This window comes from Plantactinospora sp. CA-294935, from assembly GCF_050936445.1.
Classification (GTDB): Bacteria; Actinomycetota; Actinomycetes; order Mycobacteriales; family Micromonosporaceae; genus Plantactinospora.
Map to the genome: position 1 here is coordinate 2,099,711 of NZ_JBNJMU010000001.1, position 23,388 is coordinate 2,123,098.

General features: G+C 71.5%; 25 protein-coding genes. 5 read left to right on the forward strand and 20 right to left on the reverse strand.

From position 1 onward, the window contains the following. Window positions 1–90: 90 nt before the first annotated feature. The gene (locus tag ACQEVC_RS09445; RefSeq protein ID WP_432875246.1) at window positions 91–909 is read right to left on the reverse strand and encodes a hypothetical protein; all 819 of its coding nucleotides are present in this window, start codon (window positions 907–909) and stop codon (window positions 91–93) included. Window positions 910–1,050: 141 nt separating this feature from the next. Here ACQEVC_RS09445 and ACQEVC_RS09450 point away from each other — a divergent pair, with 141 nt between their 5' ends. The 3 genes from ACQEVC_RS09450 to ACQEVC_RS09460 all read left to right on the forward strand — a co-directional run bounded on the left by ACQEVC_RS09450 (window position 1,051) and on the right by ACQEVC_RS09460 (window position 2,883). Beyond that, entirely contained in the window at window positions 1,051–1,482 is a 432-nt protein-coding gene (locus ACQEVC_RS09450; protein ID WP_346258124.1) for an OsmC family protein, read from the forward strand. 204 nt (window positions 1,483–1,686) lie between these two features. Then, the gene (locus ACQEVC_RS09455; RefSeq protein WP_346258123.1) at window positions 1,687–2,028 is read left to right on the forward strand and encodes a metallopeptidase family protein; all 342 of its coding nucleotides are present in this window, start codon (window positions 1,687–1,689) and stop codon (window positions 2,026–2,028) included. Window positions 2,029–2,154: 126 nt separating this feature from the next. After that, window positions 2,155–2,883 carry an AIM24 family protein gene (locus ACQEVC_RS09460; protein WP_432875249.1) on the forward strand — a complete coding sequence of 243 codons (729 nt, stop codon included), beginning with the start codon at window positions 2,155–2,157 and terminating at the stop codon, window positions 2,881–2,883. Between the two features lie 57 nt (window positions 2,884–2,940). On the opposite strand, the gene ACQEVC_RS09465 is transcribed toward ACQEVC_RS09460, so the two are convergent. From ACQEVC_RS09465 to ACQEVC_RS09490, 6 genes are all read right to left on the reverse strand, one after another. Next, the gene (locus ACQEVC_RS09465; protein WP_432875251.1) at window positions 2,941–4,332 is read right to left on the reverse strand and encodes a carbohydrate-binding domain-containing protein; all 1,392 of its coding nucleotides are present in this window, start codon (window positions 4,330–4,332) and stop codon (window positions 2,941–2,943) included. A gap of 320 nt (window positions 4,333–4,652) precedes the next feature. Then, on the reverse strand, window positions 4,653–5,609 hold the full coding sequence (gene pheA / locus ACQEVC_RS09470; RefSeq protein ID WP_432875254.1) for a prephenate dehydratase: 957 nt from the start codon (window positions 5,607–5,609) through the stop codon (window positions 4,653–4,655). Between the two features lie 10 nt (window positions 5,610–5,619). Then, window positions 5,620–6,168, reverse strand: coding sequence for a hypothetical protein (locus ACQEVC_RS09475; protein WP_432875257.1), 549 nt, complete (start codon window positions 6,166–6,168; stop codon window positions 5,620–5,622). A gap of 88 nt (window positions 6,169–6,256) precedes the next feature. Beyond that, window positions 6,257–6,646 carry an ACT domain-containing protein gene (locus ACQEVC_RS09480; RefSeq protein WP_318399993.1) on the reverse strand — a complete coding sequence of 130 codons (390 nt, stop codon included), beginning with the start codon at window positions 6,644–6,646 and terminating at the stop codon, window positions 6,257–6,259. A 250-nt stretch (window positions 6,647–6,896) separates the two neighbouring features. Then, window positions 6,897–7,394: a hypothetical protein gene (locus ACQEVC_RS09485; RefSeq protein WP_432875260.1), complete on the reverse strand. Its 498-nt coding sequence runs from the start codon at window positions 7,392–7,394 to the stop codon at window positions 6,897–6,899. Between the two features lie 176 nt (window positions 7,395–7,570). After that, the gene (locus tag ACQEVC_RS09490) at window positions 7,571–8,308 is read right to left on the reverse strand and encodes a hypothetical protein (protein ID WP_318399997.1); all 738 of its coding nucleotides are present in this window, start codon (window positions 8,306–8,308) and stop codon (window positions 7,571–7,573) included. A gap of 164 nt (window positions 8,309–8,472) precedes the next feature. On the opposite strand from ACQEVC_RS09490, the gene ACQEVC_RS09495 reads away from it, so the two are divergent. Both ACQEVC_RS09495 and ACQEVC_RS09500 read left to right on the forward strand, forming a co-directional pair. After that, a complete protein-coding gene (locus ACQEVC_RS09495; protein ID WP_432875264.1) occupies window positions 8,473–9,696 on the forward strand; it encodes an arginine deiminase in 1,224 nt (407 codons plus the stop codon). 413 nt (window positions 9,697–10,109) lie between these two features. After that, complete coding sequence (locus ACQEVC_RS09500; RefSeq protein ID WP_432891219.1) at window positions 10,110–10,298, forward strand: DUF397 domain-containing protein; 189 nt, start codon at window positions 10,110–10,112, stop codon at window positions 10,296–10,298. Window positions 10,299–10,458: 160 nt separating this feature from the next. On the opposite strand, the gene ACQEVC_RS09505 is transcribed toward ACQEVC_RS09500, so the two are convergent. The 13 genes from ACQEVC_RS09505 to ACQEVC_RS09565 all read right to left on the reverse strand — a co-directional run bounded on the left by ACQEVC_RS09505 (window position 10,459) and on the right by ACQEVC_RS09565 (window position 23,264). Then, window positions 10,459–11,166, reverse strand: a complete 708-nt coding sequence (locus ACQEVC_RS09505) for a Clp protease N-terminal domain-containing protein (RefSeq protein ID WP_432875267.1) — start codon at window positions 11,164–11,166, stop codon at window positions 10,459–10,461. After that, window positions 11,166–11,384 carry a helix-turn-helix domain-containing protein gene (locus tag ACQEVC_RS09510; RefSeq protein WP_318400012.1) on the reverse strand — a complete coding sequence of 73 codons (219 nt, stop codon included), beginning with the start codon at window positions 11,382–11,384 and terminating at the stop codon, window positions 11,166–11,168. The genes ACQEVC_RS09505 and ACQEVC_RS09510 overlap by 1 nt, the downstream gene beginning before the upstream one ends. Before the next feature lie 157 nt (window positions 11,385–11,541). Then, window positions 11,542–12,459 carry a DUF5926 family protein gene (locus ACQEVC_RS09515; RefSeq protein WP_432875270.1) on the reverse strand — a complete coding sequence of 306 codons (918 nt, stop codon included), beginning with the start codon at window positions 12,457–12,459 and terminating at the stop codon, window positions 11,542–11,544. A gap of 132 nt (window positions 12,460–12,591) precedes the next feature. Beyond that, window positions 12,592–13,032, reverse strand: a complete 441-nt coding sequence (locus ACQEVC_RS09520; RefSeq protein ID WP_432875273.1) for an ATP-binding protein — start codon at window positions 13,030–13,032, stop codon at window positions 12,592–12,594. Between the two features lie 148 nt (window positions 13,033–13,180). Continuing rightward, window positions 13,181–14,641, reverse strand: a complete 1,461-nt coding sequence (locus tag ACQEVC_RS09525; RefSeq protein WP_432875276.1) for a sensor histidine kinase — start codon at window positions 14,639–14,641, stop codon at window positions 13,181–13,183. Window positions 14,642–14,786: 145 nt separating this feature from the next. Next, the gene (locus ACQEVC_RS09530; protein WP_432875279.1) at window positions 14,787–15,602 is read right to left on the reverse strand and encodes a glycerophosphodiester phosphodiesterase; all 816 of its coding nucleotides are present in this window, start codon (window positions 15,600–15,602) and stop codon (window positions 14,787–14,789) included. 161 nt (window positions 15,603–15,763) lie between these two features. After that, window positions 15,764–16,099 carry a rhodanese-like domain-containing protein gene (locus ACQEVC_RS09535; RefSeq protein WP_318398914.1) on the reverse strand — a complete coding sequence of 112 codons (336 nt, stop codon included), beginning with the start codon at window positions 16,097–16,099 and terminating at the stop codon, window positions 15,764–15,766. Window positions 16,100–16,140: 41 nt separating this feature from the next. Further along, a complete protein-coding gene (locus tag ACQEVC_RS09540; RefSeq protein ID WP_432891222.1) occupies window positions 16,141–17,088 on the reverse strand; it encodes an LCP family protein in 948 nt (315 codons plus the stop codon). 260 nt (window positions 17,089–17,348) lie between these two features. Beyond that, window positions 17,349–18,605 carry an LCP family protein gene (locus ACQEVC_RS09545; RefSeq protein WP_432875282.1) on the reverse strand — a complete coding sequence of 419 codons (1,257 nt, stop codon included), beginning with the start codon at window positions 18,603–18,605 and terminating at the stop codon, window positions 17,349–17,351. Window positions 18,606–18,729: 124 nt separating this feature from the next. Further along, window positions 18,730–19,986 (reverse strand): LCP family protein, encoded by a 1,257-nt coding sequence (locus ACQEVC_RS09550; RefSeq protein ID WP_432875285.1) that lies wholly within the window; start codon window positions 19,984–19,986, stop codon window positions 18,730–18,732. Window positions 19,987–20,061: 75 nt separating this feature from the next. Then, window positions 20,062–21,042, reverse strand: a complete 981-nt coding sequence (locus ACQEVC_RS09555) for a GDP-mannose 4,6-dehydratase (RefSeq protein WP_432875288.1) — start codon at window positions 21,040–21,042, stop codon at window positions 20,062–20,064. A gap of 168 nt (window positions 21,043–21,210) precedes the next feature. Continuing rightward, window positions 21,211–22,902, reverse strand: a complete 1,692-nt coding sequence (locus ACQEVC_RS09560) for a solute symporter family protein (protein ID WP_432875291.1) — start codon at window positions 22,900–22,902, stop codon at window positions 21,211–21,213. Beyond that, window positions 22,899–23,264, reverse strand: coding sequence for a DUF485 domain-containing protein (locus ACQEVC_RS09565; RefSeq protein ID WP_318398919.1), 366 nt, complete (start codon window positions 23,262–23,264; stop codon window positions 22,899–22,901). The genes ACQEVC_RS09560 and ACQEVC_RS09565 overlap by 4 nt, the downstream gene beginning before the upstream one ends. Between the last annotated feature and the right edge of the window lie 124 nt (window positions 23,265–23,388).

Below are 23,388 nucleotides of genomic sequence, written 5' to 3' on the forward strand. Positions count from 1 at the left end.
GTGGTGGCCCCCGTCCCCGGCATCCGGATCGTGGCCCTGGCCGAATCCGTGCCAGGCCGGCCGGCTCGGCCGGCTCAGTGCGCGAACGGCTCAGTGCGCGAACGGCTTGGTCGGGGTCACCGTCAGGTCGATCGGTGGCGGCCGGCCGTCGTCATCGTCGGCCACCTCCGGCGCGCCGGCCGCCCGGGGCCGCCGCCGCCACGGCCAGTCGGACTCTTCCGCCGGCAGGGGTCCGGCCGGTGCGTCCGGCCCGGCGGCCGGCGCCGGTGCGACCGCGCTCCGCCGGACGAAACGCCCGGCGAGCAGCAGGGCCAACCCGAGCCCGCCGGTGCCGACGTACGCCAGCACGAGGCCCTGGCCGTACTCGATGACCATCCCGTCCAGTTGGCCGTACATCTGCCAGCGGTCGGCCAGGGTGTCGAGCGAGCCGGTGGTGGCGAGCAGTACCCCGAGCACCGCCCCGGAGACGGCGAGCCCGACGACCCGGGCGTTGTGGCGTACCCCGGGCGAGCCGAACAGGACCAGCGCCAGGCAGCCGAGCACGCCGAAGACCCCGACCAGGTACGCCGTGCCGAACGTCGACATGTCCACCACGCCGCTGCCCAGGGCGACCGCGTTCTCGGCGCCCTCGACCGTCATGCTGGTGACCGCCCAGTCGCCGATCAGCGAGGCGAAGACGGCTGCCGCCCCGGCCGCGCCGACCACCGGCACCAACCGGCTGTCCCCGCCGAGCCGGCGCAGGGCGAGCCCGGCCCGCCCCCCGGTACCCGGGCGGTCGCCCCACGAGACGATGCTGGCACCGTCCGGTGTGGTTTCCGCGTCGTCGTCCGGTCGTTCCGGATCCGCCGGGCCGGCGTCCCGACGGCCGTCCGGCCCGTCCTGGCGGGGGATGGAGACGTCGTCGGGCATCGCTGACCCCTTCCACGGCGGACTCCTGCCATCGATGATGGCACAGCAGCCGCGGACCGGCCCCGTACCGCGGGGCCCAGGTGGTCCGCGTCCTGGCCCGGGTCGTCGCGTCGCCGGTCGCTTTAAGCTAGCGTCGGCACCATGCCTATCCGCACCGCATCCGCCCGCTGGCAGGGCAATCTCACCGAAGGTTCCGGCACGATCCGCACCGGCAAGGGCGGGTTGCAGGGGAACTACTCGTTCAAGTCCCGCTTCGAGGAGGGCGAGGGCACCAACCCGGAGGAGCTGATCGGCGCGGCGCACGCCGGCTGCTTCTCGATGGCCTTCTCCAAGGCTCTCGCCGACGCCGGATTCACGCCGACCTCGGTCGAGACCACCGCCCAGGTGCACCTCGACAAGACCGACGCCGGCATGACGGTCACCCGGATCGACCTCGACACCGTCGGCGACGTGCCGGGGATCGACGAGGCCGAGTTCAACAAGCTGGCCGAGGCCGCCAAGGCGGGTTGCCCGATCTCCCGGCTGCTCTCGCCCGGGGCCGAGATCTCGCTCAACGCCCGCCTCGCCGCCTGATCCTGGCGAAACCTCTCCGTCCATCCCTCGGTCGCGGTGGTCAGGGCACTTCCCGGTACGTCGCCGAGCGCGGCGCCGCCGGCCCTGATCATCGCGATCGTCGATGTCGGCGGCGCGTCCCGCGGGTCCGGACGGCCGCCGCGTCCTCCGACGGGCGCCGGCCCATCCCGTCGGGTGCGGCACAATTGGGCGGTGCCGGTCGAGATGAGCCGCGAGCGTTTCGAGGAACTGGTCGCCGAGGCCCTCGACGAGGTGCCGGAGGGACTGCTCAACCTGATGAGCAACGTCGTCATCCTGGTGGAGGACGACTCGCCGGAGGACGGTCCCGAACTCCTCGGTCTCTACGAGGGCCACGCGCTGACCAGCCGGGGCTGGGACTACGCCGGGGTGCTGCCCGACCGGATCTTCATCTACCGCCGGCCGATCCTGCGGATCTGCGACACCGAGGACGACGTCGTCGACGAGGTCGCGATCACGGTGGTGCACGAGATCGCCCACCATTTCGGCATCGACGACGACCGGCTGCACGACCTCGGCTGGGCCTGAACCAGCGACCTCGGCCGCGCCTGGCCGGTACCGGACCTGCCTGACCACCGGGAACGGCCGCCCCCGGGAACTGCCTGGTTGCGCCGGTTGCCTACCCTCGGTCCTCCACCCGTCAGGAGGAACGTGATGCGCAGCGCGCTGTTTTCGGCAGAGAACCTGGAGAAGGAGTCACACCAGCCCGGGATGCGGCTGCAGAACTCCAAGATGCTGAAGATCGAACTCAACGGCGAGGCGATGGCCCGGGTCGGCTCCATGGTCGCGTACCAGGGGCAGGTGCAGTTCCAGGCGTTGGGCTCGGGCGGGCTCGGCAAGTTTCTCAAGCAGAAGCTGACCGGCGAGGGTGTCCCGCTGATGAAGATCAGCGGACGGGGTGACGTCTTCCTCGCCGACTACGCGGCGGACGTGCACATCATCGACCTGGAGCCGGGCGATTCGCTGTCGATCAACGGCTCCAGCGTGCTCGCCTTCGACTCCACCCTGCAGTACGACATCAAGATGGTCGGCGGGGCCGGCATGATGTCGTCGTCCGGGCTGTTCAACTGCGTCTTCAGCGGCTACGGCCGGATCGCGATCACCACCAAGGGCACCCCGGTGGTGCTCAACGTCGACGCGCCGACGTACGTCGACCCGCAGGCCGCGGTCGCCTGGTCGGCGAGCCTGCAGACCGGCTACCACCGGGCCGAGCAGCTCGGCCTCGGCACGCTGCTCGGCCGGCGTACCGGTGAGGCGTTCACGATGAGCTTCGCCGGCCAGGGCTTCGTGATCGTCCAGCCCTCCGAGGAGCCGCCGATCCAGGGCATGGGCCGCCAGGAGCAGGGCGGTGGCGGCGGACTGCTCAACCAGCTCCTGGACTGACCGACTGCCGGAGGCGCCCCGCCCGGGACGCCTCCGGCCCGCGTCGGCCGGTACGGCTCAGAACCGGCCGTACCGCCCGGCGGTGACGCCGGTCAACACCCGGGTCGCGCCGGTGATGCTGCCACTGGGGTAGTAGCCGCCGATGCCGGTGCCGCTGACGCTGCCGCCGGTGTAGACGTCGTACGGCTGGCCGTTGGTGATCCGGTTCGACGAGAAGACGACCTCCCGGATGGTCCGCGACGACCGGAACGAGGCCAGCACCGTGCTGCCGGAGACGACGTGCACGATGGTGTTGGCGGCGAGGTTGGTGGTGAACCGGGGTGCCACCCAGCCCTGGCCGGTGTTCGGCACCGCCCGGAACACGGCCAGCGAGGTCAGGCCGGCGCCCACCACCGTGCCGGCGGTGAAGGTTATCGGCCCGTCGGCGTCGAACGCGCCCTCACCGCCGCCCACGGTGCTGGAGCCGTTGGCCACCACCGTGCCACCGGCGAAGGTCAGCTCGCCGTTGGAGTCGAAGCCGTCGGTCCCGCCGGTGGCCACCACCGTGCCGCCGGTGACCCGGATGAACGCGATCGTGGAGGGGACAAAGTCCCCCAGACCCTCTTCCACGGCGTTGATCGCGTCGTCGCTCGCCACCGCGTTGACGGTGCCGCCGCTGATCGTCGTCCGCAGCCCCTCCACCGCCTCGTAGGACCGGGTTACGTTGATGGTGCCGCCGGAGATGTTCACCGCGTTCTCGCCCTTGACGGCGTCGTCGGCGACGGCGGCGGTGATCGTGCCGTTGGTGATGGTGACGATGCCCTTGCCGGCCTCGGTGTCGTTGGACTTGATCCCGTCGCCGCCGCTCGATGTCACGTTGATGGTGCCGCCGTTGACGGTGAGCGAGTCCTTGCCCCGGATGGCGTCGTCCACCGAGTTCACGGTGATCGTGCCTGACTGGATGACCAGGGCGTCCTTGCTGACGATCCCGTCGGCGTAGTTGGCGCGGACGTCCAGCGAGCCGGTACCGCCGATGGTCAGCCCGGCCGCGCTGAACAGTGCGGCGTCCGGCTCGCCGGTGTTGGTGTAGGTCGACGCGTCGGTGAGTCTGTTGCTGGTCCCGGCGGCCAGCGTGACGGTGACCGCGCTGGCGTTGGTGACGTAGAGCGGAGCGGAAGTCGAGTTCGTGATCGAGGCGCCGGCGAGGACGAGTTCCACGTTTCCGGTGGCGGCGGTGTCCACGTTGACGTGGCCGTCGTTCAGCGTGCCGCTGATCTGGTAGGACCCGGGAGCCGTGATGGTGACGGCGTTACCGGAGACGGTGACGTTGCTGCCCGAGACGCTCGCGCTGGACCCGTTGAGGGTGATCGTGGCGGTCGGGGCGGCGACGGCCGCGACGGCGAGCGGGCCGGCCAGCAGGGCGGCCGTGAGCCCTCCGGCGAGGGCGGTCCGGCGTACTGCGGATGTCATGAGGGGTCCTGTCTGTCGGGGACGGAGGCTGGACCGAGGCGTGGCGGGGGTGCCTCTGTCACCGGCGGCCCGATCATGAACCGCAGGTGAACCAGGGGTGTCCATCGATGAGTGTAAATGAGTACGCCCGGTGTCAGAGACTCCGCGGCCAGAAACTTCTGCTGCCGCGGAGGCTCTCCCCGCTCGCCGCCGGCGGCGTCACGGTCCGGGGCTCCCCCCCGCGACGGCGGCACGCCCGCGGCACCACCGATCGGCTCGGTGCGGCGTCGCAGAGTGCGTCAGGCGCTGCGCCCCGCTTCGCCGGGCGCCGCCGCCATGACTCAGGAGAGTTCGCCGGCTCGCAGCCGGGCGAGCCAGGCCGCCGCGTCGGCGTAGTCGACGTCGGAGAGCCCGGCCGGTGCCGGGACCGGGCGCTCGGCCACCGCCGTGCTCCCGCGATGCCTCGGGTACGACCCCAGGAAGCGCACCTCGGCGCAGATCCGGCGCAGCCCCTGGAGCGCCTCCCCGACCCGGTCGTCGGCGACGTGCCCGGTGCAGTCGAGGAAGAACGCGTAGCGGCCGAGCGCCTCGCCGGTGGGCCGGGACTCGATCCGGGTCAGGTTGACCCCGCGTACCGCCAACTCCATCAGCACGGCGAGCAGCGCGCCGACCCGGTCGTGCGCGATGTAGACGGCGAGCGAGGTCAGGTCGTCACCGGTCCGGGGCGGCGGCGGGCCCGGCCGGCTGAGCAGTACGAACCGGGTCACCGCGTCGTCATGGTCGGCGATCTTGTCGGCGAGCACGGTCAGCCGCTGCCGGGCGGCGCCGATCGGCGCGCAGATCGCGGCGTCCTGCTGGCCGTCGACGGCGGCGAGCGCCGCGGCGGCGTTGGAGAGTACGTCCACCACGACCGCGTCGGGCAGGTGCTCGCGGAGCCAGCGGCGGCACTGGGTGGACGCCTGCGGATGGGCGGCCACGGTACGCACCTCGCCGAGGGTCCGGCCCGGCGGCGCGGCGAGCACGAACTCGACCGGCAGCACCACCTCGCGCGTGATCACCAGAGGTTCGCCCTCGACCATCTCGTCCAGGGTGACCGCCACCGCGCCGCCGATGGAGTTCTCCAGCGGCACCAGCGCGGCGTCGGCGTCGCCGGCCCGGACCGCGTCCAACGCCTCCGGAACGCTGCGCGCCGGGGTACGGATGCCGCGCTCGGCGGCCGGGATGGTGCGCAGCGCCTGCTCGGCGAAGGTCCCCTCGGGCCCCAGGTAGACGAAGCGGGTCGGCGGTGTTCCGGGCATACCGTCCAGCCTACAAACCGGCGTACGCGGGCGGGGGTGCGTCACACACCGTTGTCCGGAGCGCGGGCGGCGCCTCGGCCCGGACCGTGATGGTGCAGACGTTGGAGCCGGCGGTGACCAGCCGCAGGTTCCCGGGGCGGCCCCGGGTCACCGCCTGCAACGGCTCCCGGTCGGCCACCGTCACGACGCTGTACTGCCAGTCCTGCACGCAGAGCGGCCCGGTCTGGAAGGTGACCCGGCCGGAGCGGGGCAGGTTCGCGGTGCGGCGCAGCAGCGCGGTCACCTGGTCGCGGCTCGGCCCGCCGGCCGGGCAGGCGACCAGCGAGGTGGGGCTCGGCGTCGGCGTCGGCGACAGGTTCGGCGTGGATGTCGGCGTGCCGGTGGGGTCGACCGTCGGGGTGGGGGTCGGCCGGGTGGGAGTGGCTCGGGGCGTCTGGAGTTCGGGGGGCACGCCACAGGCCGCCAGGGCGAGGCAGCCGGCCAGGGCCAGGCAGCCGAGCAGGGCGCCGGCGGTATGGAACCGGCCTGCGGTGGGGGCGGACGACGGAAGACGGAGCACGGCCGGATCCTCGGGCATAGGTGGCTGCCGTGGGTGGTGCGGCGAATGGCCCCGCCAATGGTAGGGCGTCGGCGTGATCGACCACCCTTCAGGTGGTGATCCGGTGTCCGAACTGTCGCAGCGCGGCGAGCGCCTCGACGAGCCGTACCGAGGGGACCAGCAGGTAGTCGGTGTCGAACGTCGAGAACGCCACGATGTTGACCCGGGCGTCGGCCAGCGGCACGACCAGGGAGGCGAGGATCCCGGTCAGCGCCAAATCGAGCGGGCCGGCCACCCGGAGGCAGCGCCACGGGGTCTCGGCGGTGGCGTCGGCCGGGACCTGGTCGGCCCGGCAGATGATCGACAGTTCGGCGCCGCTCCGGGTCACCGACAGCACGCCGGAGTCCGCCGGAGGGCTCAGTAGGCCGGCCGGCACCGGTGAGCCGGCGGGCAGCCGGCACACGGCGTACTCCTCCGGCAGCAGAGCGATGTCCAGCATGAGGAGACCTTACGGGGGGTACGGCACCGGCCCAACACCACCGCCCTGCGGGAGGGCCAGATCGCGACGCGCGTCACCTGCCCGGCGCCCCCCGGGTGGCCGGAACGTCTCGCGGAGCTGTCCAACCGGTGACCGGCGTATCTCCCGAGCCACCCTTCGCCGGCCGGCGGCCGACGGGCCCGCCCAGGTCGGGCAGGCGGTGCTCGGACCCCCGGGAGCAGGGCGCTCAGACTCCCCGGGAGAAGGGTGCTCAGACCTCGGAGAAGAAGGTGAGCGAGCCGGCGACCTCGCCGTCGGTGAGGACTGGCGTGGCGATCGCGTCCACGGTCGTGGCGTCCGGCCCGTCGGCCTCAGGGCAGCGCACCCGGAGCAGCCCCCGGGCGAGCCGGCCCGAGTGCAGGGCGAGCAGCGGCGGGATCTTCTCGACATCCTGCTCGGTCAGCTCGCCGCGGGCGGCGGTGAAGTCGAGCAGCCGCAGCCCGCTGCCGAGTAGCAGGAGGCCGAGCACGTCGAGCGGGGTGCCGAGGCCGAGCAGTTGGCAACAGGCCGGCGAGACGGCGGCGATGGTGGTTTCCCGGTCGATCAGCAGGCACGGCTCGGCAGCCGCCGAGACCGTCTCGGACCACCGGGTGAACCCGTCGAGGTGACCTCGCCCGTCGGCGTCGTCGAAGCCGGTGGACCCGTGCCCGAGCGACGGGGTCGCCGGCGTCGGGAACGCCTCCGAGATCGAGAGTTCGACGTGGGCCACCGCGCCTCCTATTTGCCGCACCACGCCCAACGCTAGCCGGTGCCTCCCGGGGTCGCGACCCCCGCGGTGCACCGGCCGGTCGGGCCATCCCGCAGCCCCCGCCGGTACGGCACACACCCCACGGCCCCTTGGGTGGCGACGGGGCGCCGCCCGGCGGGTGGCGTCGGCTGGTGACGCTACCGGCGACCGGCGTGCTTGTCAGCCGCCGTTCGGCCCTCCTCGTACCACCGGTAGTCCGCCGCCGACCGGTACGGGGCGTTCAGCCAGGTGGCGGGGGACTGGGCGACCCGGGACAGCTTCTCCGCGGTGGCGGCGCTGATCCGGTTGCCGCCCGCGACGAGCAGCCGGTCGAGTTCCCGGTGGGTCGCCACCAGGCACTCCTTGGGCAGCCCGTACACGCTGATCACCCCGGAGCCGACGAAGGTCAGCACCGGGGTGACCGGAATGGTCAGGCCGACCGCGTTGGAGAGTGCCTTGGCGGCGCGCTTGGCGTCCCGCCGCGCCTCCGACACGTACGCCGGCCGCTTGCCGTTGATCTGCACGACGTCCCCGGCGATCAGGACCCGGGACCGGCCGTGGTCGGCCACGGTGACCGCGAAGAGTCCGCTGGGACCGATCGCGAGGAAGCCCGCGCGCTCGTCCCGGGACCGGTAGTCCAGGTCGAGCATGCTCGCCTCGGTCATCTCGGTACGCGGCCAGTCGACCACGTGCCACGATGGACCGAGATGGTCGAGCCGGCTCAGCGCCCGGGCACCGGCGGCCTCGATCCGGCGCGCGTCTCGTTCCGCGCGGCGCCGACGGGCCCAGTCCATCGGCGTCGGCCGGACGGCCTCCAGAGGGGGAAGTTGGTTGACCGGCGCGGGAGGGAGGGCCCGCGCAGCGGGAACCGCTGATCGTGCAGAAAAGACAGTCATCGTGACCTCCGGCAAAAGGTCCCTCGAAGTTATCTCCTCACTACGGTACGTGGCCAGACCTAGGGGGCGGCAAGTCGAAGCACCGGAGTGAGTGTGGATGAATGCCCTATTCACCCGAAGCCCTTTTTCCCGGATGGTGCCAACTGCTGCCCTACGCTGCGAGGATGACCCATTTCGTGGACAGCGAGGTCGGGCGTCTCGGCACCGTACTTCTGCATCGTCCCGGGCCTGAACTTGCCCGACTCACGCCCCGGAACAACGACTCGCTGCTCTTCGACGCGATCCCCTGGGTCGGGCGGGCGCAGGAGGAGCACGACGCGTTCGCCGCCGCGCTGACCGAGCGCGGCGTCGAGGTGCTCTACATCGGAACCCTACTCGCCGAGACGCTGGCCGTGCCGGACGCGCGGTCCGAGATGACCGAGCGGGTACTCGCCGACACCCGATTGGGTGACACGCTGCGGCGCCGGGTGGCGGCGCACCTGTCGTACCTGGACCCGGCCGCGCTGGCCGACGTGCTGATCGCCGGCCTCGCCCACGAGGAGCTGCGGCTCGGCGGCGACCGGGGCGGCGGCCTCGTCTACCGGCTGATGGACCGGCTGGACTTCGTGATCGACCCGCTGCCGAACCTGCTCTTCACCCGGGACTCCTCCACCTGGATCGGCAACCACGCCGCGGTGACCAGCCTGGCCATGCCGGCCCGGGGCCGGGAGACCAGCCTGACCGACGCGATCTACCGGCACCACCCCCGGTTCGCGGGAACCCCCTTCGTGTACGGCCCCGGCCTGGAGCACCTGGAGGGCGGCGACGTACTGCTGCTCGCCCCCGGGGTGCTGGCGGTCGGGGTCGGCGAGCGCACCACCCCGGCCGGAGCGGAGCGGCTGGCCCGACGGGTCTTCGACGCACGCCTGGCGCACACCATCCTGGTGGTGCCGATCGCCCAGGAGCGCGCCACCATGCACCTGGACACCGTCTGCACGATGGTCGACGTCGACGCGGTGCTGATGTATCCGAACATCGCCGACACGCTCTCGGCGTACACGGTGGTGGCCGGCACCGACGGTGACCTCCAGCTCGACGGGCCGGCCCCGTTCCTGCGCGCGGCGGCGGACGCGATGGACCTGGACACGCTCCGGGTGATCGATACCGGCCTGGACCCGGTGACGGCGGAACGCGAGCAGTGGGACGACGGCAACAACACGCTGGCGCTCGCGCCCCGGCTCTGCGTCGCGTACGAGCGGAACGTGGAGACCAACGCCCAACTGGAACGGGCCGGTATCGAGGTGATCCGGATCGCCGGTTCCGAACTCGGCTCGGGCCGGGGCGGCCCGCGCTGCATGTCCTGCCCCCTCGTCCGGGAGCCGCTGCGCCCGGCAGCACCGTCCAGGTGATGACGCGGACCCGCCCAGGTCGCCGAGGGGAGGCGGCGGACCGGGGCGGGTCGCTCGGGTGACGAGGCAGGTCAGCGTCGGCGCGGTACCCAGTGGAGGATCTGGCCGACGATCAGTGCGGGGTGCGTGTCGGGCAGCTCTTGCAGCGCGCGGGCGAGGTGGGCACCGAGGTACATCATCAGGCCGACCCGGTCGCCCTCGAAGCCGACGAGCAGGGGGCATTCGTGCTGGCGACGCTCCCCGCTGGCCGCCGTGCCGGCTACGTCGATGACCAGCTTCAGGGCCGCGTGGTGACGGACGGGGAGATCTGTACCAGTTGGAAGTATCGTGGGAGATTGTCAGCGGGCTGGCCCTACCGGCGCGGCCGTCCAGGGACCTCCCGCAGAGCGCCATCACCGATCATGACTGACCGGATGCCACAGTGGCGCAAGAGCACCCGCAGCGGCTCTAACCAGGGTGCCTGCGTCGAGCTGGCCGACAATCTGCCGGGCCGGGTGCTGGTCCGGGACAGCAAGGACCGCGACGGCGGCACGCTGGTTTTCGGGCCGGCGGGCTGGCAGGCGTTTGTCGACCTGGCGAAGCGGGTCGGGCCGGTCGGCTGACCGCCGCTCACGACGAAGAAAGACGGCTCCCGGCGATGACGCTGGGAGCCGTTCTCGTTTCATGCCGCCGCTGGGGGCGGCCGGTCGTGCCGCCGCTGGGGGCGGCCGGTCGTGCCGCCGCCGGATGGTCTCGGCGCAGTTGACGCAGGCCGGTTCGACGTCAGCCGGTGATGAGTGCGGCGACCGCGCCGCCCGAGGTGACCGTGCGTCCGGTCGTACGCTGGTAACGCCGGACCAGGTCGTGGCCGCGGGACCGCTGGCCGAGCCGGCGCTCGGCGCGCAGCAATGGGCTTCGTGACGGTGGTGGGAAGGTGTCGGCCAGATCGGCGAGCAGGGCCCGGGTGTCCACCCCAGCCGTCTTCAGCGCCCATGCCGCCCCGGGATCGAGCGCGACGAGGGAGAGGGCGAGGTGTTCCGGCCGGTGCTCGCGGTCCCGGCGGGCGAGTGCGAGCCGGAGTGATGCTTCGTAGGCCGCCTGGGCGTCGAGCCCGAGGGGCGGGCTCGACCGGGCGCATCGCCGTCGTGCCTCGGCCGCTCCGAACGGCAGCAGCGGCTCGGGTGCGGTCGCCCGGTCCAGCACGGCCGGACTCAGGCGTGACAGGATTCCGTCCACGTCGATGCCGAGCGGTGCCAGGGTGTCGCGGTCGGCGGCGGCTCCGGCGCCCAGCGGCGCGGCTCGGCGTACCGCTTCCCGGATGGCCGACTCGGTGGCGCCGTGCCGGTCGAGGGCGGCGCTGACGGGGTGACCCGTCGCGGTGAGGGCGAGCAGGAGATGCTCGCTGCCGGCCCGGGGGTGGCCGAGATCACGGGCCCTGGCCAGGGCCCGATCCACCGCGCGACGGAGATCGGGGTGATCGCCTCGGAACATCAGACCTCCTGGTCGCGGCGGTATTTCCGGTGCACGGTCTGCTTGGTGACGCCCAGCCGGACGGCTATGTCCTGCCAGGACCAGCCTGCCCGTCGGGCCGCCGCGACCTGCTCGGCCTCCAGCTGTTCCACCAGGCGGCGAAGCCGGGCGACCGCCCGCAGCGCGGCATCGGGGTCGCTGCCGTGTGCGGCACGGTCAAGGTCGGCGATCGCGGACATGCCGTCAGCATATGCTGACGTTGACCATTCGTCAACACATGCTGACGCACAGCGCTGACACTCGCACGCGGTTCAAGATCCTTGGCGAGTTATGGCGTGTGACGAACCGCAACTCGCCAAGAATCTTGACGTACGGGGGTGCTTGCCGGTCGGTGGTTCAGCGGAGCGTGAGCTGGCGGCCGAGCAGCCCCTGCTTCGCCCGGCGACCGGCGGCGTCCAGCGGGGCCGGGTCGGCCAGGGCGGCGGCGTACCGCTTCACGAAGTCCCCCAGCGGGGCCTCCCAGGACTCCGGCGCGGCGTCCCGGGGGATGTCCCAGACCGGTACGAGCCGGCCGTGCGCCCGGAACATCCCGGCGAACCGGGTCTGCGGGCCGAGCGGCAGCTCACCGGCGGCGGAAAGCCGGGAGAGGGCGTCCAGCGCGGCGTCCTCGTCGTCGGGCAGTACCCAGCGGACGTGGCTCTTGTCGGTGACCTGGCACCAGTACGCGGCCGGCGCGGCAGCCAGCCGGACCGTCGGGTAGATCGAGGCGTTGGCCCGCTCCAGCGACGCCTTGACGTTGGGATCGTCGCCCGCCCCCGGGTCGAGCCAGAACTCGAACCCCTCGTGCATGGTGATGTCGAGCGGCCCGTCGACCAGCACGTCCGGCAGCCGGGGCCCCTCGCCGGGCAGCGCCGGCACCGAGACCGTGCCACCGGGCTCGGTACGCAGGGCGCAGAGCAGCGCCTCGGCCAGATCCCGGGAGACGTCGCCGGACTGCACGTGCCGCTGGAGACCGATCATGATTCGGCCGTCCGGCTTGGTGATCGCGGGCGTGGCCATCGGCAGCACGGTGGCCAGGGTGACCGGGCGGTCCCCGAACTCCTCGACCAGATGGGGCGCGAGAGTCAGTGGGGCGGAGGCCGCCGGCACCAACTCACGGAGCGCGATCCACTCCGCCTCGTCGGTCAGCCCCTCGAAGGGGCGGGGCACGAAAATGTCCCGTACCTTCTGCCGCTTCTCGGCCCGGTTCTCCCCGCTCGCGGAGCTGCTGGCGTCCGCTGCGGCGGACCGGGAACTCTTTCGACGCTTGCCCACGGCGAGACAGCCTAGGCGCAACCGGGCGGGCACGGACACCCGGCGGCACCACCGGCGGGTCACCTGCGGACTACCGGCGGGTCACCTGCGGCTGACCGTCGGCGGCGCGCCTGTGGCCGGCCGACCGGCGCGTCACGGGACGGCGACGGTGTGCCGGACCGGATGCACCAGCCGGGCCCAGACGCTCTGCCCCAGCCCGTCGCGCTCGACCCCCCAGTCGGTGGCGAGCGCGGCCACCAGGAGGAGTCCCCGACCGTCCGTCGCCTCCGGCCCGACCTGGCGCATCCGGGGCGGGCCGGCGGCGCCGCCGTCGGTCACCCGGATCTCCACGGTGTGCGCGGTCGGGCTGGTACGCAGCAGCCAGGTCAGCCGGATCATTCCGCCGGGCAGCGGCGGCGCGTGCCGTACCGCGTTGCCGAGCAGTTCGGCCGCCACCATCTCGGCGTCGGCGAGCAGCGCCGCCGGGACCGCACCGTCGAGTTCGGCGCCGAGCCGGTGCCGGGCGGTACGGGCCCCCTGGGCGTGCTGTGGCACCAGCAGGCACCACGATCGTTCGGTCGAGACGCTCGACATTGAACCTTTTTCAACCTCCCCTTGCCGTCCGACGGACCGCAAGGTCGGACGCGGTGCGTGAGCGCCGCGCGGTCCAGGTGGGAAAAGGTTCACTCCAGGTGCCTCCTCGACGGACCACCGGGGCACGGCGCCACCGGGCGACCTCGGTTCAGCCTCGGGGTAGCCGTACCTCTGCGACCGTACCGCCCCCGTCGCGCGGGCGGAGGGAAACCCACCCATTCTGTCGCTCGACGATCCGGCGTACGAGGTAGAGCCCCAGGCCAGCGCCGGGATAGCGGCGTCGGTCGCCGGACTCCCCCTGCCAGAACCGTTCAAATGCGCGCTCGACATGCTCCGGACGTACCCCGATTCCCCGGTCGCTCACCCGGAACGCCACCGTCCGCCGGTCGGCCTCGGCGGTCAGCAGCACGGGCGAGCCGTCCGGCGAGTACTTGCCGGCGTTGGTGGTGAGCTCGGTCAGTACCGTCGCCAGGCTGGCCCGGTCGCCGAGTGCCTTCGGCAGGTTCTCCGGAAGCTGGATGACCAGCCGGTGGCGCAGCTCGGCCGGGAGGTCGGCGGCGGCCGCCCGGAGCGTGTCGAGCAGGTCGAAGGGGATCGGCGGGGAGCCGCCGACCGGGCCGGCCTCGTTGGTGGTGGCGAGCAGCCGGTCCACCAGTCGGGCCAGCTCGCCGGCCCGCTGGCCGATCACCCCGGCCGCCTGCCGGCGATCCGAGTCCGAGAGCGACTCCCAGTGCGTGCCGAGCGTGTCGGCGTACCCCTTGATGACCGTGACCGGAGTACGGAGTTCGTGGCTGGTCACCGCGACGAAGAGGTCCCGGTCGTGGTCGCGGATGTGCTGGTCGCTGCTGTCCCGGAAGGTCACCACCCGGGACGCCGCCGTGCCCGGCAACTCGCCGGAGGTGATCTTGAGCCAGCGCCCGTCCGGCAGCCGGTGGTCGAGTACCTGCCCGGGCGGCGGCACTGGAAACGGCAGCGGCCGGTCCAGCAGTTCGGCGGCGCGCAGCCCGGTGACCTTCTCCGCGGCCGGGTTCCAGAGCTGCACGGTGGCGTCCCGGGTGACGATCGCCAGCCCGTCGGCCAGCGCCGCGACCACCGTGCCGTCGCCGTGCACCGGCAGTCCGGCCTGGTCGCCGTACATGTGCGCGGCGGTGGCGGCCAGGAAGCCGAGCGCCGAGCGGTGTTCGGGATCGTCGGGGGACTCGGCGTCCCGATAGAGCGCGTACAGGTTGCCGATGGTCAGTCCGCCGATCTCGACCTGGGCGGCGAGCATGTGTCGCAGCCCGCGCCCGTCCAACTCCTCGGCGAGGTCGGGCGGGAGGATGTCGACGCTCATCGCGCGTACCCCCGGGCCGCAGAGCAACTCGTCGGCCGGCTGCTCGACGATCGGGATCGGTCGGCCGACCGCCCAGTCCAACTCCCCGTTGCCGGAGACCACCCGGCCGCCGTTCGGGCCGAACTCGACGAACGCGACGCCGGGCGCGCGGAGCGCCCGGGCGGCGACCCGCAACAGTCGGTTGAGCACCGGAAGACCCACCTCGCCCGTGTTCAGCATCTCCATCACCTCGGCGTGGCCGGCGATGAGGCAGGGGTAATCGGGGCGTTCCGGCATGCCCCGAGTCTGCCCGTTCGGCGGGGCTTTCGGCAGTACCGTCATCCGGCCGGCGTGCTCCGGCCGAGGCCCGGCCCAGCGGTCGCCCGGGTCCGGGCCCAGCGGTCGCCCGGGTCCGGCCCCAGCGGTCGGACCCCGGCTCGGTTCAGCGATCCGACCCGGCTCGGCCCAGCCGGTCGAGGACCATGGCGGGCCGGTCGGTGATGATGCCGTCCACCCCGTAGGCCAGCGCCAGGTCCAGCTCGGGGGTGTCGTTGACGGTCCAGACGTAGACCCGGTTGCCCGCCCGGTGCAGGGCCGGGACGAGCTGCGGGCGGGTGCGGAGCAGCTTGAGGCTCGGGCCGGCGATCCGGGCGCCGAACGGCAGCCGCCCCCGGCGCAGCCCGGGAGGCGCGAGCTCCAGCAGCAGTACCGTCGACAGTCGGGGCGCCAGCCGGTGGATCTGGCGTACGGCCAGCGGGGAGAAGGACATCACGGTCGCCCGTACCGGATCGTCCGGCCGGGGATCGGCCAGCCCGTGCCGGTCCAGCAGCGCGATCAGGCGGCGCTCGACGCCGGAGCCGTACCGGACCGGGTGTTTCGTCTCGATCAGCAGCTCGACCTCGCGGTCGGCGGCCCGGACCGCCCGGAGCAGCGTGTCGAGGGTGAGCAGCCGGGTCCGTTCCGGATCCGGCGGCAGATCGCCGTCGGGTGCGGCCCCGCTGTGCCACGAGCCGTAGTCGAGCCGTTCCAGCTCGGCCAGGGTGTACGCCCCGACCGGCCCCCGGCCGTTGCTGGTCCGATCCAACCGCCGGTCGTGTACGCAGACCAGGTGCCCGTCCCGGCTCAGCCGTACGTCGCACTCCAGCCCGTCCGCGCCCTCGGCCAACGCCCGGAGGTACGCCGCCAGGGTGTGCTCCGGCATCGCCGCCGAGGAGCCGCGGTGCGCGAAGACCAGCGGACGCGTCCGGGGTTCCGGCACCCCGCCCGACCCCCGAGGCCGCAGGACCCCCAACCCCGGCTCGCGCTGCGGGGCTCGCGACCCCGGCTCACTCCTCGCGCTCACGGTGCTGGCTTCTTGTTCGCGCTGCGGGGCTCGCGACCCCGGCTCACTCCTCGCGCTCACGGTGCCCACCGGTCGTGTTAGATGACCCGGGGCGGCTGCCCGTCCTCGCTGGCCAGCGGGCGTCCGGCGGCGGCCCACTGGCGCATCCCGCCGTCGAGGTTGCGGACGTTGTCCCAGCCGTTCTTCATCAGGTAGCCGACCACCTGGCCGGAGCGGCCGCCGGAGCGGCAGACCACCACCACGTCGGCGTCGGTCGGGATCTCGGACATCCGCGCGGGGACCTCCATCATCGGCAGGTGGTGGGCGTCGGGCGCGTGCCCGGCCGTCCACTCGTCCGGCTCCCGTACGTCGAGCAGGTAGGCGTCGGCGGGTACCTCGGCGGCGGTCACGGCGGGAATGTTGGCTGCGAACACGGTTACCAAGGGTAGAGCCTGTCCGGGACATCGCCGGAGGGCTACAGCTTGTTGACCCACTTCGGGTGCTGCTGTGCCCAGTTGTCCAGGTCCGCGGCGTGCATCGAGTCGAACAGGGTGTTCGCCGGCTCGTCCAGCAGGACGTACGAGACCTCGTCGATCATCTCGGAGTGGGACGGGAGCTGGATGCCGCGCAGCACGTCGGAGCGGATCCGGCGCAGACCGAAGATCAGGTCCTCCAGCGGTACGCCGTTGGTGTCGACGGTGAACGAGGAGCCGATGGCCCGGATCACCTGGTCCAGCCGGAGCGGGTTGCGGAGCATGTCCGTGGTGGTGGCCTTGTCCATCATCGCCCGTAGCAGTTGTTGCTGGTGTCGCTGCCGGTCGAAGTCGCCGTTCGGCAGGTCGTACCGCTGGCGGGCGTAGTCCAGTGCCTGTGCCCCGCTCATCTGGTGGCAGCCGGCCTCGAAGACGTGCCGGGTGTGTATCGACCGGACCGGGGTGTCGACGCACATCCGCACCCCGCCCAGCAGGTCGATGGCGCGCTGGAAGCCGGCGAAGTTCACCAGGGCGGCACCGTCGAAGCGGATTCCGGTGAGCCGGCTCAGAGTCGCGGAGAGCAGTCGGGTGCCGTCCTGGCCACCGCCGCCGTACTGGAACGCCGAGTTGATCTTGTCGGAGCCGCCGGGCCAGCCGGTCGTCGGTGCGGGCGGGATCTCGACGAGCAGGTCCCGGGGTACCGAGATCAGGTAGGCCCGGTCCAGCCCGGCGGGCAGGTGGGCGATCATGATCGTGTCCGACCGCTGGTCGTCACCGGGGCTGGCGGCGGGGCGCTCGTCGGAGCCGACCAGCAGGTAGTTGAGCGGGCCGGCGACGTCGCCCCGTTCCCCCCGGGCGGCCGGATCGAGGAGCAGTTGCTTGACCACGCTGTTGTCGTAGCGGTTGGCCAGCATGTGCAGGCCGGCGCCGCCGGCTGCGGAGACCAGCAGCAGGACCAGGCCGAGCCCCAGCGCCACCTTCGCCCAGACGGGCGCCTTGCGCCGGTGCCGTCGCGCACGTACCGGTCCACCGGTACGTGCGGTGCCGAAGACGCGTCCAGGCTGCCCGGGTTGGCCCGGAACTGCCCGCTTGGGTGTGAACGTGACCCCTCCCCGGACCCGGCTGAGTGAAGCTTCCTCACCTCAGGCTAGGGGCCCGGTTTGAGCGTCTAGTGGCTTTTGGGATTTTCGCTGGCGATGTCCGCCGTCGCCTACTTGCTCGGCGCGAGCACGGTCGGATTGTTGATGATGAACTCGTCCAACCTGTCGTTCTTGACCGCCGTGAACATCTGCTGGCTGATCGGCTTGAGGGTCTCCCGACCGTTGTCGTTGCCGGCGAAGTTGCCGCCGTTGGTACGCAGCAGCACCAGGTCGTTGGCGGCCACGCCGCGCATCGTGAAGATGAAGTTGGCGATCGGGGTGCCGCCGGTGTCCAGGATCAGCGCCTCGCCGGCCGCCTTCATCAACTGGTTCAGCTTGCCGATGTCGGTCATCACGCCGTCGCTCATGGCCTTCTTGGCCATCGCCTTGATCAGCTGTTGCTGGTTCTGCTGGCGGTCGTAGTCGCCGTGGGTGAGTCCGTAGCGCTGGCGCGAGTAGTCCAGCGCCTCCCAGCCCTGCATCTGCCGGCAGCCCTTCTTGTGCACCACCGGCTTCTTGACGCCGCTGGCCTTGTCGGCCTCGTGGTTCCACATCGGCTTGCCGTCGACCAGCTTCATGTGGTGCGACTTGACCTCCTGGCGCACGCACATCGGGATGGTGCCGAGGGCGTCGATGATCTTCTTGAATCCGCTGAAGTTGATGATCGCCGCGCCGTCGAAGCTGATCCCGGTCAGCTTGTTGATGGTCAGCGCCATCAACTGCGCGCCGCCGGAGAGCCCGCCGCCGTTCTGCGCGCCGTGGTAGAACGCCTCGGTCGCCTTGGCGGTGCCGCCGCCGTACCTGCTCTTCTTGAACGCCGGCACCTGCACCTCGGTGTCGCGCGGGATGGAGAGCAGGTACGCCTGGTCGTGGGTGGCCGGGATGTGCAGCACGATGATGGTGTCGGCCCGGACGTTGTCGGCGTCCAGCCGGGCCCGCGCGTCGATGCCGAGCAGCAGCAGGTCGATCGGTCCCTCGAGGTCCTTGCCGCCCTCGGCGTCGGACTTGCTCGCGGCGCCGAGCAGATTCTCCTGCTGGATGGTGCTGGTCGCCTGGTCGATCACGACCTGCATGCCGACGATGGCCACCCCGCTGGAGAGCATCAGCACGGCGCCGAAGACCAGCGTGAGGCGAGCCCAGAGCGGGGTCTTGCGGCGCCGGGCGCTTTTGCCGCCCTTACCCTTACTCCCCTTGCCCTTTCCACCGGTGCCGTTCGGCGCCTCCGCCCAGTCGTCGAGAGTCGCACCGGACCCGACCGACGCGGCCGTGCGGGAGGGTGGGACCGTCGCGGCGGGCCGTGGGGGACGTCGGCGGGATTGCACCGGCATGCCTGCTCCAGGGTCAGGGGGTGAGGAGCGGGGCGCCGTGACATGGTGCGGACACCCGCCAGTCGCCCCGAATTCAACTACGTTACCTGCTCCTGTTCATCTACGGGTGAGCGTGCGGATCGGTTCAACCGCCGTTGGCCGGTGTGGGCGTCGGGGCGACGTTCGCCGCGACCCAGTCGTCCATTGTGTCCGCCGCCATCGCGCGGTACATGGCCAGCGCCTTCTCCCGGTTCGACACCACCACCGACTCGCCGTTGATGGTCTCGCTGCCGTTGTGCGGGCTGGTGATGAACCGGAGGTTCTCGCCGCGCAGGTTGCGGAACTGGATCGCCATGTCGACCAGGGAGAAGCCCTCGTCGACGGTGACCGCGCTGGTGACCGACTTGAGAAAGGCGTTCAGCTTGCCGGGGTTGGTCAGCGTGCCGGTGCTGGCCGCCTTGTCCATCAGCGCCCGCAGGAACTCCTGCTGGTGGCGCATCCGGGCGAAGTCGCCGTCCGGGAACTGCTTGCGCTGGCGGATCCAGTCCAGCGCCTCGGCGCCGTCCATGTGGTTGACGCCCTTCTTGAACTTCCGGTACGGCTTGTGGATCGAGGTGGTGTCGCGTTCCACCTTCAGGTCGACCCCGCCGAGTGCGTCGGTGACCTCCTTGAAGCCGGCGAAGTCGATCGCCATCACGTGGTCGATCCGGACGTCGGTGAAGCACTCCACGGTGCGTACCGCCAGGGGCAGGCCGCCGAACGCGAAGGCCGCGTTGATCTTGCCGCGTTCGCCGCTGCCGCACTCCGCCTTGGCGTTCTCCGGAATCGGTACGTAGAGGTCCCGGGGTACCGAGACCAGGTAGGCCTTGTCGTGACTGGCCGGGATGTGCATCACGATGATGGTGTCGGCCCGCCACTTGCTGGCCTGGTCGATCGGGGCGTCCGGATCGCGGGAGTCGCTGCCGACCAGCAGGATGTTCAAGGCGCCGCTGACCGACTCGGGCCGGCCGCCGGCCAGTTCGGAGAACGGGTCGGTCCGGGCGATGTCGTCGTCGAGCCCTCGGACGTAGAGCCAGAGGCCACCGCCGGCGAGCAGGCCCAGCACCAGCACGGCGACGCCGACGACCAGGGCGATCCGACCCCACCGGGGCCGTGGGCCGCTTCGGCCGGGGCCGCCGGGCAGGCCCGGACCGCCGGGACCGCCGGGGCCACCGCCGCCGGGACCGGGCGGTGAGTCGTAGGGACGGGCCTGACCTGGTACGCCGGAGACGTGCGCCCGGCCGGAGATCCGGCTCGAACCGGCCGCCTGACCCGGGCCGGGGACCGAGGCCCGACCGGCGGATCCGCCGGCCGTCATCCGGTACGAACTGCTGGCCGCGTTCGGTGCAGGGCTCTCGAACATGCCCTCAGGGTACGTAGCGGAACCAAGAAACCGCCGTGTGCCACGGCCGGGCTGGCACGGACCCGGTATCCTCCGCTACCCCGCCAACCGCTGGCTGAAGTGCTCGATCGTCCGGCGCAGCCCCTCGGCCGGAGTCACCTCGGGTTCGTAACCGAGCCGCTCGCGGGCCAGGGTGAGATCCGGCCGGCGCATCTCCGGGTCGTCGGCGGTCCGGGTGATATAGGTCACCTGGGAGCGGCTCCCGGTCAGCTCGGCGATCGTCTCGGCCAGCTCGCGCATCGACACCTCGTGCTCGGTGCCGCAGTTGATCGGGCCGGTCTCGGTGGAGTCGAGCAGCAGCAGAATGCCGCGGACCAGGTCGCTGACATAGCAGATGGACCGGGTCTGCGCGCCGGTGCCGTGCACGGTCAGTGGCTCGCCGCGCAGTGCCTGGGTGATGAAGGTGGGAATCGCCCGCCCGTCGTCCGGCCGCATCCGGGGACCGTACGTGTTGAAGATCCGTACGATGCCGACGTCGAGCCCGTGGTAGCGGTGGTACGCCATCGTGCTCGCCTCGGCGAACCGCTTGGCCTCGTCGTAGACGCTGCGTACGCCGATCGGGTTGACGTTGCCCCAGTACGTCTCGACCTGCGGGTGCACCTGCGGGTCGCCGTACGCCTCGGAGGTGGAGGCCAGGATGAACCGGGCCCGGTCGGCGACCGCCCGGTCGAGCAGGTGCAGGGTGGCGAGCGAGCCGACCCGGAGGATCTCGATCGGCAGCGTGGCGAAGTCGGTGGGGCTGGCCGGCGAGGCCAGGTGCATGATGGCGTCGAACCGCTCGGTCATCGCCGGGTGGTGCCCGGGGAGTCCCTCCGAGACGTCGGCCTCGACCAGGGTGAACCGGGGATGGTCGGCCAGCTGGGCGACGTTCTCCTTGGAACCGGTGACGAAGTTGTCCACCGCGACCACCGTGCAGCCCCGCGCGATGAGCGCGTCGACCAGGTGGGATGGGACGAATCCGGCACCGCCGGTGACGAGGACGCGGTGTTCCGCTCCGAAACGCTGGGCTACCACCATATGGTCAGCGTACTCAGAAAGCTGATCACCGGCTGGCCGAGGGCCCTATCCGGGACGGTCGGATCGGGACGGCAGGACGGGTGGCGCCGGGTCACCTTCGTGCCCGACACCACCCGTTGCGCAGATCTGACTATTGGTGATCGTCGAAAAGCGTCGACGGTGCGCCGGTCAGTGCGCCCCGGCGCCGGTGAGGGCCCGCACCTCCAGTTCGGCGTACTTCTCGGCGTCCGTCTCCTTGGAGATGATCGTGCCGATCCAGCCGCAGAGGAAGCCGACCGGGATGGAGATGATGCCCGGGTTCGACAGCGGGAACCACTGCCAGTCCTGCTCCGGGAACATCGCGCTGGGTGCCCCGGAGACCACCGGGGAGAAGAACACCAGCCCGACGGCGCTGATCAGGCCGCCGTAGATCGCCCAGACCGCGCCGGAGGTGTTGAACCTCTTCCAGAACAGGCTGTAGAGGATCGCCGGCAGGTTGCCGGAGGCCGCCACCGCGAAGGCCAGGGCCACCAGGAACGCCACGTTCAGGTTCTGCGCGAAGATCGACAGCACGATCGAGATCGCGCCGATGATCAGTGCCGAGATCCGGGCGACGTTGACCTCCTGCCGCTCCGACGCCTGGCCGCCCTTGACCACGTTGGCGTAGAAGTCGTGCGCCAGGCTGGACGAGGAGGCCAGGGTGAGCCCGGCGACCACCGCGAGGATGGTGGCGAAGGCGACCGCCGCGATGACGGCGAGCATTGCGGCCCCACCGACGTCGCCGCCGAAGAAGTCGACCCCGAGCGCCTCGGCGAGCTGCGGTGCCGCGGTGTTGCCCGCCGCGTCCTGCGCGGTGATCGCCTCCCGCCCCACCAGGGCCGCCGCGCCGAAGCCGAGGGCCAGGGTGAACAGGTAGAACGTGCCGATGATGCCGATCGCCCAGAGCACGCTCTTCCGGGCCGCCTTGGCGGTCGGCACGGTGTAGAAGCGGATCAGGATGTGCGGCAGGCCCGCGGTACCGAGCACCAGGGCGATGCCGAGGGAGAGCAGGTCGACCTTGTTGTAGAAGGTCTTCGTCGCGTCCCCGGCCACCTCGACGCCGTAGCGAAGCCCTGGTTCGAGGAACGCCTGGCCCTTGCCGGAGGCGTTCGCCGCGTCGCCGAGCAGGGTGGAGAGGTTGAACTTGTAGTGCGCCAGCACCAGGATCGTCATCACCAGGGCGCCGCTCATCAGCAGGAACGCCTTGACGATCTGCACGTAGGTGGTGCCCTTCATGCCACCCACCGTGACGTAGATGATCATCAGGGCGCCCACCATGATGATGGTGGCGATCTTCGCCGCTTCCGCGTCCATGCCGAGGAACGTGGTACCCGGCCGGATGCCCAGCAGCAGCGCGACCAGCGCGCCCGCGCCGACCATCTGGGCCAGCAGGTAGAAGATCGAGACGGTGATCGTGGAGACCGCCGCCGCGGTCCGGACCGGCTTCTGCCGCATCCGGAACGCCAGCACGTCGGCCATGGTGTAGCGGCCGGAGTTCCGCAGCAGCTCCGCCACCAGCAGCAGGGCGACCAGCCAGGCGACCAGGAAGCCGATCGAGTAGAGGAAGCCGTCGTAGCCGTACAGCGCGATGATGCCGGCGATGCCGAGGAACGAGGCGGCGGACATGTAGTCGCCGCCGATCGCCATGCCGTTCTGGAAGCCGGAGAACGAGCGACCGCCGGCGTAGTAGTCGGTGGCCGTCTTGGTCTGCCGGCTGGCCCAGATCGTGATGCCCAGGGTCACCGCGACGAAGACCAGGAAGAGCGTGATGGTCAGGGTACGGGCGGTGCTGCTCCCCGCCTCGGCGGCCAGGGTGAACCCGGCCAGGACGTCTCGACTCATGACGTCGCCTCCTTCTGCTCGTCCGTCGCGCCGTTGAGCTCCTCACGGATCTTGTCGGCGATCGGGTCCAGCTTCCGCTCCGCGTGCCGGGAGTAGAGCCAGGCGATCAGGAAGGTGGAGACGAACTGCAACAGGCCGAAGACGAGGGCCACGTTGATGTTGCCGACGAGCTTGGTGCCCATGAAACCGCGCGCGTACGCGGAGAGGATCACGTAGAGCGCGTACCAGAGGAAGAACGCCACGGTCATCGGAAAGACGAAGCCGCGTAGCGCCTTGCGCAACCCGGCGAACTCGTCCGATTGCTGTACGGCGACGTACCGGTCCGGCGGTGCGCTGGCCGGTGCGGGAGTGTCCGTAGACATGCTGGTCTCACCACCTTCGCAGGGGCAGGGGAGTTTCCGCGCACCGTATGGAGCAGTCCGGATATCGGAAAGCAGTGATCCGGAGCCTGGTCGCCGGCTGCGCCGAACGGGCCGGTGGCTGCGC

Excerpts from the sequence above, each read along its gene's own strand:
- ACQEVC_RS09490 (WP_318399997.1), bottom strand. The coding sequence starts at position 8,308 with ATGACTGTCTTTTCTGCACGATCAGCGGTTCCCGCTGCGCGGGCCCTC.
- ACQEVC_RS09480 (WP_318399993.1), bottom strand. The coding sequence starts at position 6,646 with ATGCTGGACATCGCTCTGCTGCCGGAGGAGTACGCCGTGTGCCGGCTG.
- ACQEVC_RS09450 (WP_346258124.1), top strand. The coding sequence starts at position 1,051 with ATGCCTATCCGCACCGCATCCGCCCGCTGGCAGGGCAATCTCACCGAA.
- ACQEVC_RS09525 (WP_432875276.1), bottom strand. The coding sequence starts at position 14,641 with ATGCCGGAACGCCCCGATTACCCCTGCCTCATCGCCGGCCACGCCGAG.
- ACQEVC_RS09465 (WP_432875251.1), bottom strand. The coding sequence starts at position 4,332 with ATGACATCCGCAGTACGCCGGACCGCCCTCGCCGGAGGGCTCACGGCC.
- ACQEVC_RS09510 (WP_318400012.1), bottom strand. The coding sequence starts at position 11,384 with ATGTCCGCGATCGCCGACCTTGACCGTGCCGCACACGGCAGCGACCCC.
- pheA (WP_432875254.1), bottom strand. The coding sequence starts at position 5,609 with ATGCCCGGAACACCGCCGACCCGCTTCGTCTACCTGGGGCCCGAGGGG.
- ACQEVC_RS09565 (WP_318398919.1), bottom strand. The coding sequence starts at position 23,264 with ATGTCTACGGACACTCCCGCACCGGCCAGCGCACCGCCGGACCGGTAC.
- ACQEVC_RS09520 (WP_432875273.1), bottom strand. The coding sequence starts at position 13,032 with ATGTCGAGCGTCTCGACCGAACGATCGTGGTGCCTGCTGGTGCCACAG.
- ACQEVC_RS09455 (WP_346258123.1), top strand. The coding sequence starts at position 1,687 with ATGAGCCGCGAGCGTTTCGAGGAACTGGTCGCCGAGGCCCTCGACGAG.
- ACQEVC_RS09500 (WP_432891219.1), top strand. The coding sequence starts at position 10,110 with ATGCCACAGTGGCGCAAGAGCACCCGCAGCGGCTCTAACCAGGGTGCC.
- ACQEVC_RS09560 (WP_432875291.1), bottom strand. The coding sequence starts at position 22,902 with ATGAGTCGAGACGTCCTGGCCGGGTTCACCCTGGCCGCCGAGGCGGGG.
- ACQEVC_RS09505 (WP_432875267.1), bottom strand. The coding sequence starts at position 11,166 with ATGTTCCGAGGCGATCACCCCGATCTCCGTCGCGCGGTGGATCGGGCC.
- ACQEVC_RS09555 (WP_432875288.1), bottom strand. The coding sequence starts at position 21,042 with ATGGTGGTAGCCCAGCGTTTCGGAGCGGAACACCGCGTCCTCGTCACC.
- ACQEVC_RS09460 (WP_432875249.1), top strand. The coding sequence starts at position 2,155 with ATGCGCAGCGCGCTGTTTTCGGCAGAGAACCTGGAGAAGGAGTCACAC.
- ACQEVC_RS09495 (WP_432875264.1), top strand. The coding sequence starts at position 8,473 with ATGACCCATTTCGTGGACAGCGAGGTCGGGCGTCTCGGCACCGTACTT.
- ACQEVC_RS09545 (WP_432875282.1), bottom strand. The coding sequence starts at position 18,605 with ATGCCGGTGCAATCCCGCCGACGTCCCCCACGGCCCGCCGCGACGGTC.
- ACQEVC_RS09445 (WP_432875246.1), bottom strand. The coding sequence starts at position 909 with ATGCCCGACGACGTCTCCATCCCCCGCCAGGACGGGCCGGACGGCCGT.
- ACQEVC_RS09550 (WP_432875285.1), bottom strand. The coding sequence starts at position 19,986 with ATGTTCGAGAGCCCTGCACCGAACGCGGCCAGCAGTTCGTACCGGATG.